This is a genomic window from Agromyces soli (genome assembly GCF_022811605.1).
Taxonomy (GTDB): domain Bacteria; phylum Actinomycetota; class Actinomycetes; order Actinomycetales; family Microbacteriaceae; genus Agromyces; species Agromyces soli.
Genome location: NZ_CP094533.1, coordinates 1062497 through 1074985, shown reverse-complemented (window position 1 = coordinate 1074985; position 12489 = coordinate 1062497). Strand labels below are relative to the sequence as shown.

The following is a 12489-nucleotide window of genomic DNA, read 5'->3' as shown; positions in this document are numbered from 1 at the left end:
CCGCTCAACGAGCCTCGTCGATCGACGCGTTCGTGAGCCGCTGCATCTCCACGCTGTAGAGCGTCTGCGGGCGGCCGGCGCCGGCATGCGCCTTGATTCCGACCTCCGTGCCGTATCCCGCCGCGACCAGTCGGCCGAGGATGCGGCGGATCGAGCGAGGCTGCACCCCGTACGCTTCCGCGAGCTGCTGCGGACTGAACGAGGAAGTGTCCACCCGTCGAAGTGCGCCGAGAAGTCGCTGCACGGAGAGGGGCCCGATGCCCAGCTCGTCGGAGAGCTTCGTGAGCGCCCCGGTCTCGCGCAGCGTCAGCGGATCGGCTCCCGCCCCGGCCGTCCGGACCTCGCCGTCGGCGAAGACGACGGTGGCGAGCCCCGACCCCTCGGCGATCCGGAGCGCCTGGCCGGCGTTGGTCTCCGCCTCCGCATAGGTGTCGCCCACGCCGAATCCCGACAGGATGCGCACCCCCTCGATCTGCGGCTCGAGCAACGAGGCGTGCCCCGAGGCGCTGCGGACGAGCGCCGCGTCCACCCCGCCCCGGTTGGTGGCGACGACGAACGAGTCGCCGTCGGCCTTCGTCACCCGGCCGCCGCGCTTGTGCGCGAGCGAGAGCAGCGTCTGCTCGACTCGGAGCCGGGTCGCGTGCCGCTCGTACGTGCCGGCCCGGGCGGGGTAGTCCACGATCTTGACGATGCCGACCGCCAGCTGGCTCGCCCGGCTGCGGTTCAGCCGCTCGGCCATCGTCGCTTGGCGCAGCGCCTCGTGGATGCCGATGCGCGAGTGCTCGATGCGAGCCGCCCGGTAGCCCTTCGCCGTGAGCGCCGCGTGCACCTCGGAGAGGCACGTGAACGCGAGCGCGTCCGGAGTCTCCCGGAGCGCCCCCTCGTGGAAGGCGATGAAGTCGTCGACCGTCGCGGCCCAGTCCCGTTCTCCGTCGAGCGGGATGTGCGGCGGCACCGGCAGTCCGAGCTCGCCGAAGCAGTCCGCGACGATCTGCGGCTCGATCGTGTCGACGCTCGCGAGCGGCAGTTCGCCGCGATGGTCGATCGCCGCCCGCGCAATCGCACGGAAGAGCTCGGCTCCGGAGTACGGCACGAAGCTCATCTCCGCCGCGATGCCGCCCGCACGTTCGGCGAGTTGGAAGGGGAGCCGCCCGGTGAAGAGGATCACATCGCAGAGGGTGCCGAGCTCCCTCGCGATCGCGACCGCCTCGTCGACGTGGTCGTAGGCGCGGGTCACGAGCTGATCGCCGAGCTCGTGCACGCCGGCGACGTGCGAAACCAGCTGCACGGAGTCGTGCGGTCCGATCACCCCGATCACTGCGACCCCTCTCGCCTACGCCGACATCGTTTCGAGCACTGCGCCCGCGATTCTATCCGCGGACGGCAGCGCAACGTCCTGGAGCGCCGGAGCGGCGGGCAACGGCGCATCGATGCCCGTGACCCGCGCGATCGGCGCGCGCAGCCGTCCGAAGCAGCGTTCGCCGACCCGAGCGGCGAGCTCGCCGCCGAACCCGCCGGTCCCGGGGGCGTCGTGCGCGATGACGAGCCGGCCGGTCTTCGCGACCGAGTCCGCGACGGTCTCGACGTCGAGCGGTGCGATCCAGCGCAGGTCGACGACCTCGGCGTCCACCCCGCGCGCGGCGAGCTGCTCGCCAGCCTCGAGTGCGGCCGTCATGGTCCTCGACCAGGCCACGATCGTCGCGTCCGCGCCGGGCCGAACGACCCGGGCGCCGCCCATGGGCCAGAGCTCGGCATCCAGCTGCACCTCGCCCTTCTGCGGGTAGAGCATGCGGGACTCGACGACGAACACGGGGTCATCGGAGACGACCGCGGTGCGGATCGCCTGGTAGGCCTCCATCGGCGTCGTCGGGCAGACCACGCGAAGCCCGGGAGTGTGGGCGAGGTACGCCTCGATCGACTTCGAGTGCTGCGCGCAAGCGCCCGGCGACGAACCCTGCTGCGTGCGGATGACGAGCGGCGCGCCCCACTTGCCGTTCGAGGTGTACCGGATGTTCGCGATCTGGTTCACGACCTGGTCCATCGCGACGAACAGGAAGTCCGAGTACATGATCTCGGCGATCGGGCGGAGCCCGGTCATGGCCGAGCCGAGCGCCATCCCGAGGAAGGCGGTCTCGGAGATCGGGAGGTCGAAGACCCGGTCGACGCCGAAGTCGCGGTGCAGGTTCTTGGTCGCGCCGAACGGTCCGCCGGGCACCGCGACATCCTCGCCGAAGACGACCGTGTTCGGCACCGTCTCCAGCGACCAGCGCAGCGCGTGGTTGACGGCCTGGATGTAGCTCAGGTTCTTGATCTCAGGCATAGACGTGCTCCATGACAGTGGTCGGATCGGGGAGGGGGAGGAGACGGGCCGCGGCGAGCGCGTCCTGGATCTCGCGGTCGACGCCCGCGGCGATCGCGTCAAGCTCTGCCGCATCACGGCCGGCCTCGAGCAGCGCGGCCCTGGCTCGCACGAGCGGCTCGACTTCCCGGGCCGCGGCCACCTCGCCCGCCGGACGGTAGTGCTGCGCATCCCCGGAGTAGTGGCCGACGAGACGCTGGGTGCGCGCCTCGATGATGGAGGGGCCGCCGCCGGTGCGCGCGCGTTCGATGGCGACCGCGGCCGCTCGGGCGACGACGACGGGGTCGTTCCCGTCGACGGTCTCGGCGGGGATGCCGTAGGCGGCGCCCCGCTCGGCGAGGTTCGTCACGCGGACCATGTCCTCGATCCGGACCATCTCGGAGTACCCGTTGTTCTCGACGACCACGACGAGCGGCAGGGCGAGCACCGCGGCCATGTTGAGCGCCTCGTGCACGTTGCCCTGGTTCATCGCCCCGTCGCCGATCGACACGACCGAGACGCGGCCGCCGCCGAGACGGTCGCAGCTGAGGGCGGCGCCGAGGGCGATCGGCACGCCGGCGCCGACGATGGAGTTCTCGCCGATGAAGCCGACGGAGGCGTCGCTCAGGTAGGGGCTCGCCGCTCGCCCGCCCGCGACGGAGGACGCCCGGCCCATGATCTCGCCGAACAGGCCGGCGAGATCGGATCCCCGCTCGATCGCCCAGCCGTGGCCGCGATACGTCGCGGTGACGTAGTCGTCGGGTAGCAGCAGAGCCGACACGCCCACGGGGATGGCCTCCTGGCCGATGCACAGGTGGATCGACCCCGGCACTTCGCCGAGCTTCTTCACCTCGGCGAGTTCCTCTTCGAATCGCCGGATGACGAGCATCCGGCGGTACAGCTCTTCGAGTTCGCTCAACGTTCGTCCTCCAGCAGATCTCGGATGATGGTCTCGAGCGCGTCGACACCCACGTCGATCGCGCGCTCGTCCGGCGCGAAGCGCGGGGAGTGGAGCGCATGACGCGTCTCGTCCCCGCTCACGCCGAGCTTCAGGTACAGGCCGGGCCCGAGAGCGTCGAGGAGCGCGAAGTCCTCGGAGGCCATCGGCAGGCCGAGCCCCTCAGTCACCGCGATCGGGCCGAGGGCCGCCGACGCCCGTGCGACGAGCTCCGGCGCGTTCTGCACCGCCGGCATCGCGTCCGACCAGGTGACGTGCGCGCCGACGCCGTGCGCCACGGCCACGCCCTCGGCGAGCGCGTCGACCGCGGCCACGATGCGATCCCTCGTCGCCCGGTGATGGGTCCGGATCGTCCCGGTCAGCACAGACGCGGGGGGCAGCTGGCTCTGCGAGTTGCCCGCGCTCGCGGTGCCGATGTTCAGCGCGACGGGCTCGCTCGCATCCCGGCGCCGGGGCACGACGGCGTAGAACTGCAGGACGAAGGCGCTGAGTGCGACGAGCGCGTCGCGCCCGCCGGTCGGCATCGCCACGTGCGCCGCTTCGCCGTCGAACTCGACGCGGAACGCGTCCTTCGCCGCCATCGCGATCTCGCCGTCGATCCCGATCGAGCCGACCTCGAGCTCGGGCCAGCAATGCAGGCCGAGCACCGCGTCGTACCGTTCGGCGAGCGCTCCGCTGTCGAGCACGGCCCGTGCCCCGGAGGGCTGACCGAACGGGATCTCCTCGGCGGGCTGGAAGAGCACGGTCAGCGTCCCCCGCGGCAGCCCGCCCGCGGCGATCCGCCGGGCGAGCCCCGCGGCGACGGTCATGTGCACGTCGTGCCCGCACGCGTGTGAGACGCCGGGGGTGCGGGAAGCGAACGGCGCCCCGCTCTCCTCGGTCACCGGGTAGGCGTCCATGTCCGCCCGGACGAGGATGCTCGGCCCCGGTTGGTCGCCGCGGAGGGTCCAGACGAGTCCCGTCCCCGCGACTCCGGGGCGGAGCTCGCCGATGCCGTCGAGGAAGGCGCGCAGGCGCTCGCCCGTGCGGTGCTCGTCGAAACGGAGCTCCGGGTCGCCGTGGATGGCGCGGCGCAGTTCGCGCAGCTCCGCGGACTCGTCGCCGCTGAGCCGCGCGTCGAGACCGAGGGTGGACGTCGTCATACCCACTCCACACCGACGTCGGCCGCGCGCGCGAGGACGTAGTCGACGGCGCCTCGGAAATCTGCCGGATTCAGATGCTCGATGATGAGCGCCATGGTGGCCTCGGCGGGGATCTCCGCAGCCGCGCGGAAGATGTCCGCCGCGTCGATGACGCCCTGTCCGGGCGGCACCTCGATCGTTCGGCAGACCAGATCGTTCAGCACGGCGGCGTCCTTGACATGCGTGGTTGACGCGTAGCGCGGGCCGATCGTGCGCACCATCTCGGGGATGCGGTCAGCGCTCGTCAGCACCGCGTACGACGAGTCGAGCAGGTTGACCGGGTCGAAGTTCGCGAACACCGCGGGCGAGTCGACCGCGTCGAGGATCTCCCGCACGACCGCCGGAGAGCGCATGGTGGTGAGTTGGTGGCACTCGATCGCGTACTGCAACCCGGCGTCCTCGATCATCGGTGCGATGCGGCGCAGGCCGTCGACGAGGCGCTCGGCGGTCTCGTCGGTGTAGTTCGCCGCCGCGGGGCCGTAGAAGGCCTCCGTGTGGTCCGGCGAGGTGCTGCCGGCTCCGGAGAGGATCATCCGAGCGCCGAGCTGCTGTGCGGCGGGGATGGCCCGGCGCACGGAATCGAGCGCCAGCGCCCGGACCTCCTCGCTCGGGTGCACCAGGTTCGCGTTCACGCCGGAGTACTGCACCACCTCGATGTCCCGCTCGTTCAGCCGGGCCCGAAGCGCGGCACCTCGCTCGACCACTTCTTCGTGACGTCCGAGGAAATGCAGCGCGAGCGCACGGACGCCCAACGCGAGCCAGTCCGCGACGATCTCCTCGGTGAATCCCTCGAACTCGGTCGGAATATTGGCATTGGCCAGCCCAAGTCTTGCCCTCACGTGCCCTCCAGTTTCGAATAATGCCCGATATTAGTCCGCTATTGGATGTCGGTGCAATGTCCGATACGCTCGGCAGCGGAATCTCGCACCATCGGAACCGAGAAAGCGGCCCTCCGGCCTGGTGCGCACGACGGTGTCGTCGAAGAGCAGGTTGCCCCTCGGCCCCCGCCATCGCGACCACTGAGGCTTGGAGGAACTGAGATGACCGATATCGGAATCGTCGGCATGCGGGTACTGATCACCGGCGGGGCGAGCGGGATCGGCCGGGCCGCCGCGTTCGCCGCCGGCCGCGCCGGCGCGCGACTCGTGATCGCCGACCGGGATCCGCTCGCCCTCGAGCGCACGACCGCGGAGCTCCGCGCCGAGGGCGCCACCGCCACGGCGGTCGAGCTCGACGTCAGCGACGAGTCGAGCGTCGCCGCCGCGTTCGAGACCGTCGACCGCGAGCTCGGCGGCCTCGACGGGGTGCTGCACGTCGCGGGGATCATGCGCGAGCAGGGGGCCTCGCTGACCGACATCTCCGCGGCGGCCTGGCGCCAGGTCATCGAGATCAACCTGACCGGGAGCTTCCTGGTCGCGCGCGCGAGCGCCGAGCGCTTCGTCCCGAACCGCGCCGGGGTGCTCGTCCTCGTCGGCTCCGGGGCCGGCGTCGTCGCCCCGAGCGGATCGCTGCCGTACGGCGCTTCGAAGGGCGGGGTGAACGGCTTCGCCATGACGCTGGAGCATCAGTTGACCCCGTACGGCATCCGGGTGCACAACTTCTGCCCGGGCTCCGTCGACACCCCGCTGTACCGGAACTCGCTCCAAGAGCGGGTGACGAACGGCGCGTCCCAGGAGTCGGTCGACGCGATCATCGCCGGAGCCACGGACGTCGCGACCGTCGGGGAGGCGCTCGCGCTGCTTCTCTCCCCGCTCGCCGGCGCCCTCAAGGGCAACGTGTACACGAGGTGAGCTCAATCGAGCCGGAACACGCGGCGCGCAGCCATCGGCGCCCCGTCCGCCTCCACCACCCGCAGGAACAGCGGCGCCAGCCTGGCCGACCACGCGTCGAGCTCGCGCTGCACCTCGGGCGACGGCGACCAGTCCGTCGCCCGTTCACGATAGCTCGAGACCACGAGGTCCCCGTAGACCCAGATGGAGTAGTCGCTCAGTCCCTGCGCCACCAGGGCGTCGCGGACCGCCTCGGGCACCGCTTCATGGAGTCGCGCGTACTCCGCCGCCGCGCCCGGCACGAGCTCGTAGATCACACACCATCGCTGCTCCGTCATCGCAGCCCACCTCCAGGGGAGACATCATGAACCCTCGTCAACCGGCATCCCGGCACATCGTCGTCACGGGTGGCGCGAGCGGCATCGGGCGGGCCACCGCCGAGGCGCTGCTTCGCGACTCCGTTTCGGTCACTGTAATGGACATTGACCGAAATGCATGGGAGAGATCCGGGCTCGCAGACCTTGGTGCACGGTTCGCGGCGGTCGATGTGAGCGACGAGACCTCGGTCGAGGGCGCGTTCGAGCAAGCAGCCGACGGGTTCGATCGACTCGACGGCGTCGTGCACTGCGCTGGTGTCGTGCTCGACACCAGCACCGACATCCGCGACACCGACCCGGCGGTGTGGCGGCGGGTGATCGACATCAACCTGACCGGGAGCTTCCTCGTCGCCCGAGCCTCGGCGCGCCGCATGCACCGCGGCGTCATCGTGCTGATCGGCTCCCAGGGCGGGGTCACCATGCCCGCCGGCACACTCCCGTACGGCGCGAGCAAGGGCGGGCTCCAGGGCCTCGCGATGACCCTCGCCGGCGACGCCGCACTCCCGGGGATCCGGGTGATCAACGTCATGCCCGCGAGCGTGGACACCCCCCTCCTGCGCGCCGTCGCGACCGCGGCGGGCGTGCCCCTCGAGACCGCCCTCGCGACGACCCACTCCGCCGGCGCCGTCGGGGAGTCGATCGCAATGCTGCTCCGCGACGAGGCGGCGGCCGTCGCCAACCCCGTGCTGACGGTCTGAGCGGACCTCGGCGAATTGCCTCTGGCGGCCACGGCCGCCAAGCGCTACCTTCTCCAAAACGGCCAATTACGGCCAAAAGGAGATGTGATGAAGAAGTCCACCCTATCAATGGCGATACTGGGTGCGCTCGCGTTCGTCGGAGCCACCCTCGTCAACGTCGCCCCCGCCTACGCCGCCGCCGGCCCCTACTACGTCTCCCCAAGCGGGAACGATGCCAACGCGGGCACTCTCGCGGCCCCGTTCAAGACCATCGAACGCGCTCGCGACGTCGTCGCGACGGTGAACGCCGGCATGACGTCGTCCATCGAGGTCTACCTCCGCGGCGGGGAGTACGTGCTCGGCAGCACGATCACGTTCGGCCCGGCCGACAGCGGGCAGAACGGCCACCGCATCACCTACGCTGCATACCAGGACGAGAAGCCGGTCGTCTCGGGCGGCACCCGGCTGTCCGGCTGGACCCGCATCGCCGGCCCCCTCGACATCTGGAAGGCGAGCGTGCCGCCCGGATTCCAGACCCGCGACGTCTACGTCAACGGCGCGCGCGCCCAGATCACCGGCACGGTCAACGGCCTCCAGGCCGACGCGAACCAGGGATCGAGCCTCGGCTCCGGCGACCCCTTCGCGGGGGGCGAGTGGCAGCAGACCGACGCGGGATACATCGTGCACGACACGCGGCCCCAGTCCTGGGGCGCCGGCGTCGAGTTCGTCTGGAGCGGCATCGGCGCGAACACGGTCAACGGCTGGGCGGAGCCCCGGTGCCGGGTCGCGTCCGTCGCACCCAAGAGCGGTGCCGCCGGCTGGTCGGTGATCACGATGGCGCAGCCCTGCTACGCGAACGTCACGACCCAGAAGAATGAGCCGGCCTTCGCCGTCCGCGAACCGAGCCGCATCGAGGGCATGTTCTTCAACGACGACTTCCGCACCCAGATGTCCCCTGGACAGTGGATGTACAGCCCGCCCGATCAGGGCATCTTCTACTACCCGCACGCCTGGGAGGACATGAGCTCGATCGACGCGGTCGCCGGCCGCCTCGAGACGCTCGTGAAGTTCAACGGTACGCCGACCTCACCGGTGCACGACCTCAGCTTCGAAGGCATCACCTTCAAGAACACGACCTGGCTCGCACCGAACGACCCGAACGGCTTCGCCGAGACGCAGGCGAATGTCTACCAGGTCGGCTCGAGCTGCACGGCGCTGACCTGCGAGATGCGCACCCCCGTCGGAGCCCTCGAGCTCAAGTCCACGACCGACGTGGACCTCGGCGGGCTGACGATCGCCAACATCGGCTCCACGGCGGTGCGGATGTGGGACGGCGCCCACAGCAACTCCCTCTCGCACTCCTCCATCACCGACAGCGGTGCGAACTGCGTCGCGATCGGTCATGTGATCAAGAACAATCCCGCGACTGAGGCTGAGCGGGACCGCGGCAACACGATCTCGTACAACACGCTCGACGGCTGCGCCGTGCGCTACCGCGGCGGCGTCGGGATCTTCGCCGGCTATGTCGCCGACACGACCATCCTGAACAACGAGATCAAGAACACCTCGTACTCGGGCATCTCGCTCGGCTGGGGGTGGGGTGTGCGCCCGAGCTACCTGAACAACAACCGGATCCACGGCAACAACGTGCACGACACGATGCTCGCCGCTCCGGCCGGGCTGATCGACGGCGGCGGCATCTACCTGAACGGTGAGACCGCGACCGGTGCGGGAGCCCCAGGGGACCGCAACAAGATCACCAACAACTGGGTGCACAACCAGGGCCGCTCGATCGCGGCGATCTACCTCGACAGCGGGGCCTCGCGCTTCGACATCACGGGCAACGTCGTCGAGCGGTCCGACGGGGTCTACTGGTACAACCTCGGCGGCACCTACAACGCGCTCTGGGACAACTGGACGGATACCCAGTCATCGCGGGTGGCGAACGGGTCCGGCACGAACACGATCGGATCGAACGTGACCGGCATCACCAGCTGGCCCGCCGGGGCAGAGGCGGTGAAGGCCGCCGCCGGCCCCTGATCCGCCGCTCGTCGACCTCGGCTCGCCCACGTCCGGTCCGGACGTGGGCGAGCCCCGCTTCACCCCGCCTCGCCGACGCGCTCCTCCTCGAGGAGGGGGACGAGCGCCGCCTCGGGGCGTCGGCTCGTCGCGAGCACGAAGCCGGACTCGTAGGCGCGCACGACGCGCGGGTCGACATAGCTCGACTTCGCGATCGTGGGGGTGTTGTGCAGCACCTCGGATGCCGCGACGTACGCGCCCCGGATCGCCGCGCTCCGCGCCCGCTTCGTGCCGAGCGGCCCCTCGGCGGCCAGGTGCTCGGCGGCGGCGAGCGTGCCGCGCAGCGTGCGGAAGTCCTTGGCGGTGAAGTCGCCGCCCGTGCGCTCGCGGATGTCGTCGTTCACCTCGCTCGCCGTGATGGCCCGCAGCGCCGCCCGAGTCGCCGCGTCCGCCCGCCAGCTGAAGAGCCGCGAGCTGGGCCGGGCGTCCGCTCCGGATTCGACGAAGCCGACGAGGCCCGCGTCGGCGAGCTCGATCCGGTGCAGTGCTCCGCCCTTCGCCCGGAACCGCAGCCGAACGAGCTCCCCCTCGACGCTCGCGTTGCGCATGAGCAGCGTCGTCAGGCCGCGCGTGCGGGCCGCGAGCAGGTACTCCTCGCCACCCACGCGGAGCGCCCCGAGATCGAGCGTGCGGAAGGCCGCCGCGAGCGCGCGCTCCCGCCCGCGCCCCTCCGCCGCGAGCTGCCGACGCACCGAGCGGCGGGCGTCGGGCAGCACCCGGGCGAGCTCCGACATCCGCTCGAACTTCTCGGCGTCCTGCCGCTCCCGCCAGGCCGGGTGGTAGCGGTACTGCCGGCGTCCCGCCGCGTCGACCCCGACCGCGAGGATGTGCGCGTTCGGGGCCTCCGCGATCCAGACCTCGGTCCATGCCGGCGGGATCGCGAGCTCCTCGATGCGCCGCCGCTCGGCGCGACCGGCGAGCCCGCCGTCGGCATGCCGGTACTCGAACCCGGAGCCGCGGCGCCGCCGCTGATAGCCGGGCGACACGTACGGCTGCACCCGGCGCAGCCGCGGCATCCGGGGCCCCCGTCAGAGGCCGCGTCCGCCGGTGACCGGCAGGACCGCGCCCGAGACGTAGGAGGCGTCCTCCGACGCCAGGTAGACGTACGCGCCGGCGAGTTCGGCCGGCTGCCCGGCGCGGCCCAACGGCGTGTTCTTGCCGAACTGCGGCAGCTTGTCGGGCCATCCGGTCGCGGGGATCAGCGGCGTCCAGATCGGGCCCGGCGCCACGGCGTTGACGCGGATGCCCCGGGGCCCGAGCTCTTCGGCGAGCGCCTTCGTGAACGCGACGAGCGCCGCCTTCGTCATGGCGTAGTCGACGAGCCGGGAGGACGGGTCGAATCCCTGGATCGACGCGGTGGTGATGATGCTCGAACCCGGGCGCAGCTTCGGCACGGCGGCCCGCGCGAGGAACACCGGGGCGAACAGGTTCACCCGCATCACGGTCTCGAAGTCGTCGGTCGGGATCTCATCGATGCCGCCGCGGTCGCGCTGGTGCGCCGCGTTCAGCACCAGCAGGTCGATGCCGCCGAAGGTGGAGCTCACGCGCTCGATCATCTGCTCGCAGTGCGCTTCCGAGCGCAGGTCCCCCGGCAGCAGCAGCGCCTGGCTTCCCGCGTCCTCAATCCAACGGGCCGTCTCCTCGGCGTCGGCGTGCTCGGACTCGAGGTAGCCGATCGCGACGTCGGCGCCTTCCCGGGCGAACGCGATCGCGGTCGCGCGGCCGATGCCCGAGTCGCCTCCGGTGATGAGCGCGCGGCGTCCCTGCAGACGACCCGAGCCGCGATAGCTCTCCTCGCCGTGGTCGGGCTTCGGCGTCATGTCCTCGGTGACCCCGGGAGCGGATTGCTCCTGCCGCGGAAATGGACCCCGGGGGTGCTTCGTGGTGGGGTCGATGAGGGTCGTGGTGCGTGCCATGGTCTCCTCCTCGGCGATCTTCGTCGTCGTCGCTTCTCTGTGTACGCATTTACGGTAGGCACCGCCGGGGGCGTCGCTGCAGGGGGTTGACACTCGGCTCCGGCCGCGACAAACGGGCCGCCTCCCCCGGATTCCCGCGCATTTGCACGTCTGAAGCGTCCGCGTCAACCCCCAGAGGGCGTCTGGCGGACTCCCCTAGCGTGAAGGTGTTGCCATCGGGCATTCACGTCGGATGCGCCGTCCCGAGGAAGGGGTTCCAATGAACATCCTGCTGATCATCATCGTCATCATCGCCATCATCCTGGCGATCACCGGCGGACTCGTGCAGTCGCTGAACTTCCTGCTGTGGGTGGGACTCGTGCTGCTGGCGATCGCCGTGATCAGCTGGCTGATCCGAGCGATCGCGGGTCGCCGCGGCGTCTGAGCCGCCGACCCGGTCCAGCAGACACACCGAAACCCCGAGTTGCCCGACTTCCATGAAAGTCGGGCAACTCGGGGTTTCGGTGTGTCTGGGGTCGGATCGGCGACGGCGCGGATGCCTCGCGCGCTACCCGCTCGCTTCGGCATCCGCAAGCCCCTCGGCTTCCTCAGCGGGCTTCCGTACCGTCGCTGACGAACCGAACACCGACGAGAGGAGTCGCCGAGATGAGCACCACGATCACCGCCGACATCGACGTGGACGTGCCGGTCCGCACCGCCTACGACCAGTGGACGCAGTTCGAGTCGTTCCCCGAGTTCCTGAGCGGCGTCGACTCGATCACCCAGATCGACGACGCGCTGACCCACTGGGTGGTGAGCTTCGGCGGCGTGCGCCGCGAGTTCGACGCCGAGATCTCCGAGCAGGTGCCCGACGAGCACGTCGCCTGGCGCAGCGTCGGCGAGGTCGCGCATCGCGGCCGGGTCGCCTTCCGGCCCGAGGCCGACGGGCGCACCCGCGTCGAGCTGACCATGGAGTGGGAGCCCGAGGGCTTCGTCGAGAAGGCCGGCGCGGCGCTGCAGCTGGACGACGTGCTGGTGAAGCGCGACCTGCAGCACTTCAAGGAGTTCATCGAGCGGCGCGAGACGCCGACCGGCGCCTGGCGCGGCGAGGTGCACGACGCGGCGCCGGGCACCGCCCCGCAGTTCGGCCGCGACGGCACCCTGGGCGACGACCCCGACCTCCGGCTCTGACCCCGCGGCATCCCGCCGCACCCC

The 12489-nt window shown here is 70.9% G+C and carries 13 protein-coding genes; 5 read left to right on the top strand and 8 right to left on the bottom strand.

The genetic code is table 11. The annotated features are described in order from the left end of the window. Positions 1 to 4: 4 nt before the first annotated feature. Genes MTP13_RS05110 through MTP13_RS05090 form a run of 5 tightly spaced genes read right to left on the bottom strand, consistent with a single transcriptional unit; the run spans position 5 to position 5316 of the window. Positions 5 to 1318: a hypothetical protein gene (locus MTP13_RS05110; RefSeq protein ID WP_243570011.1), complete on the bottom strand. Its 1314-nt coding sequence runs from the start codon at positions 1316 to 1318 to the stop codon at positions 5 to 7. A 15-nt stretch (positions 1319 to 1333) separates the two neighbouring features. Beyond that, on the bottom strand, positions 1334 to 2320 hold the full coding sequence (locus tag MTP13_RS05105; protein WP_243570010.1) for an alpha-ketoacid dehydrogenase subunit beta: 987 nt from the start codon (positions 2318 to 2320) through the stop codon (positions 1334 to 1336). Then, the gene (locus MTP13_RS05100) at positions 2313 to 3257 is read right to left on the bottom strand and encodes a thiamine pyrophosphate-dependent dehydrogenase E1 component subunit alpha (protein WP_243570009.1); all 945 of its coding nucleotides are present in this window, start codon (positions 3255 to 3257) and stop codon (positions 2313 to 2315) included. The genes MTP13_RS05105 and MTP13_RS05100 overlap by 8 nt, the downstream gene beginning before the upstream one ends. Continuing rightward, positions 3254 to 4438, bottom strand: a complete 1185-nt coding sequence (locus tag MTP13_RS05095; RefSeq protein ID WP_243570008.1) for a M20 metallopeptidase family protein — start codon at positions 4436 to 4438, stop codon at positions 3254 to 3256. The genes MTP13_RS05100 and MTP13_RS05095 overlap by 4 nt, the downstream gene beginning before the upstream one ends. Continuing rightward, positions 4435 to 5316 (bottom strand): sugar phosphate isomerase/epimerase family protein, encoded by an 882-nt coding sequence (locus MTP13_RS05090; RefSeq protein WP_243570007.1) that lies wholly within the window; start codon positions 5314 to 5316, stop codon positions 4435 to 4437. Before MTP13_RS05090 ends, MTP13_RS05095 begins: the two co-directional genes overlap by 4 nt. 201 nt (positions 5317 to 5517) lie before the next feature. Between MTP13_RS05090 and MTP13_RS05085 the strand changes: the two genes are divergently transcribed. Next, on the top strand, positions 5518 to 6267 hold the full coding sequence (locus MTP13_RS05085; protein WP_243570006.1) for an SDR family NAD(P)-dependent oxidoreductase: 750 nt from the start codon (positions 5518 to 5520) through the stop codon (positions 6265 to 6267). 2 nt (positions 6268 to 6269) lie between these two features. Here MTP13_RS05085 and MTP13_RS05080 read toward each other — a convergent pair whose 3' ends face one another. Next, entirely contained in the window at positions 6270 to 6584 is a 315-nt protein-coding gene (locus MTP13_RS05080) for an L-rhamnose mutarotase (protein ID WP_243570005.1), read from the bottom strand. Positions 6585 to 6610: 26 nt separating this feature from the next. Here MTP13_RS05080 and MTP13_RS05075 point away from each other — a divergent pair, with 26 nt between their 5' ends. Further along, positions 6611 to 7321, top strand: coding sequence for an SDR family NAD(P)-dependent oxidoreductase (locus tag MTP13_RS05075; protein ID WP_243570004.1), 711 nt, complete (start codon positions 6611 to 6613; stop codon positions 7319 to 7321). An 87-nt stretch (positions 7322 to 7408) separates the two neighbouring features. Continuing rightward, positions 7409 to 9340, top strand: a complete 1932-nt coding sequence (locus tag MTP13_RS05070) for a right-handed parallel beta-helix repeat-containing protein (protein WP_243570003.1) — start codon at positions 7409 to 7411, stop codon at positions 9338 to 9340. 59 nt (positions 9341 to 9399) lie between these two features. On the opposite strand, the gene MTP13_RS05065 is transcribed toward MTP13_RS05070, so the two are convergent. Further along, entirely contained in the window at positions 9400 to 10395 is a 996-nt protein-coding gene (locus MTP13_RS05065) for a DNA topoisomerase IB (protein ID WP_243570002.1), read from the bottom strand. A gap of 12 nt (positions 10396 to 10407) precedes the next feature. Beyond that, complete coding sequence (locus MTP13_RS05060) at positions 10408 to 11295, bottom strand: SDR family oxidoreductase (protein ID WP_243570001.1); 888 nt, start codon at positions 11293 to 11295, stop codon at positions 10408 to 10410. Positions 11296 to 11554: 259 nt separating this feature from the next. On the opposite strand from MTP13_RS05060, the gene MTP13_RS05055 reads away from it, so the two are divergent. Together MTP13_RS05055 and MTP13_RS05050 are read left to right on the top strand one after the other, a co-directional pair. Continuing rightward, positions 11555 to 11719: a hypothetical protein gene (locus tag MTP13_RS05055; RefSeq protein ID WP_243570000.1), complete on the top strand. Its 165-nt coding sequence runs from the start codon at positions 11555 to 11557 to the stop codon at positions 11717 to 11719. A gap of 221 nt (positions 11720 to 11940) precedes the next feature. Further along, complete coding sequence (locus MTP13_RS05050; protein WP_243569999.1) at positions 11941 to 12465, top strand: SRPBCC family protein; 525 nt, start codon at positions 11941 to 11943, stop codon at positions 12463 to 12465. The last annotated feature ends 24 nt before the right edge of the window (positions 12466 to 12489 follow it).

What these genes read in the sequence shown, in the direction of transcription:
- MTP13_RS05055 (WP_243570000.1), top strand. Translation starts at nt 11,555, where the DNA reads ATGAACATCCTGCTGATCATCATCGTCATCATCGCCATCATCCTGGCG.
- MTP13_RS05095 (WP_243570008.1), bottom strand. Translation starts at nt 4,438, where the DNA reads ATGACGACGTCCACCCTCGGTCTCGACGCGCGGCTCAGCGGCGACGAG.
- MTP13_RS05060 (WP_243570001.1), bottom strand. Translation starts at nt 11,295, where the DNA reads ATGGCACGCACCACGACCCTCATCGACCCCACCACGAAGCACCCCCGG.
- MTP13_RS05075 (WP_243570004.1), top strand. Translation starts at nt 6,611, where the DNA reads ATGAACCCTCGTCAACCGGCATCCCGGCACATCGTCGTCACGGGTGGC.
- MTP13_RS05080 (WP_243570005.1), bottom strand. Translation starts at nt 6,584, where the DNA reads ATGACGGAGCAGCGATGGTGTGTGATCTACGAGCTCGTGCCGGGCGCG.
- MTP13_RS05105 (WP_243570010.1), bottom strand. Translation starts at nt 2,320, where the DNA reads ATGCCTGAGATCAAGAACCTGAGCTACATCCAGGCCGTCAACCACGCG.
- MTP13_RS05085 (WP_243570006.1), top strand. Translation starts at nt 5,518, where the DNA reads ATGACCGATATCGGAATCGTCGGCATGCGGGTACTGATCACCGGCGGG.
- MTP13_RS05065 (WP_243570002.1), bottom strand. Translation starts at nt 10,395, where the DNA reads ATGCCGCGGCTGCGCCGGGTGCAGCCGTACGTGTCGCCCGGCTATCAG.
- MTP13_RS05050 (WP_243569999.1), top strand. Translation starts at nt 11,941, where the DNA reads ATGAGCACCACGATCACCGCCGACATCGACGTGGACGTGCCGGTCCGC.
- MTP13_RS05070 (WP_243570003.1), top strand. Translation starts at nt 7,409, where the DNA reads ATGAAGAAGTCCACCCTATCAATGGCGATACTGGGTGCGCTCGCGTTC.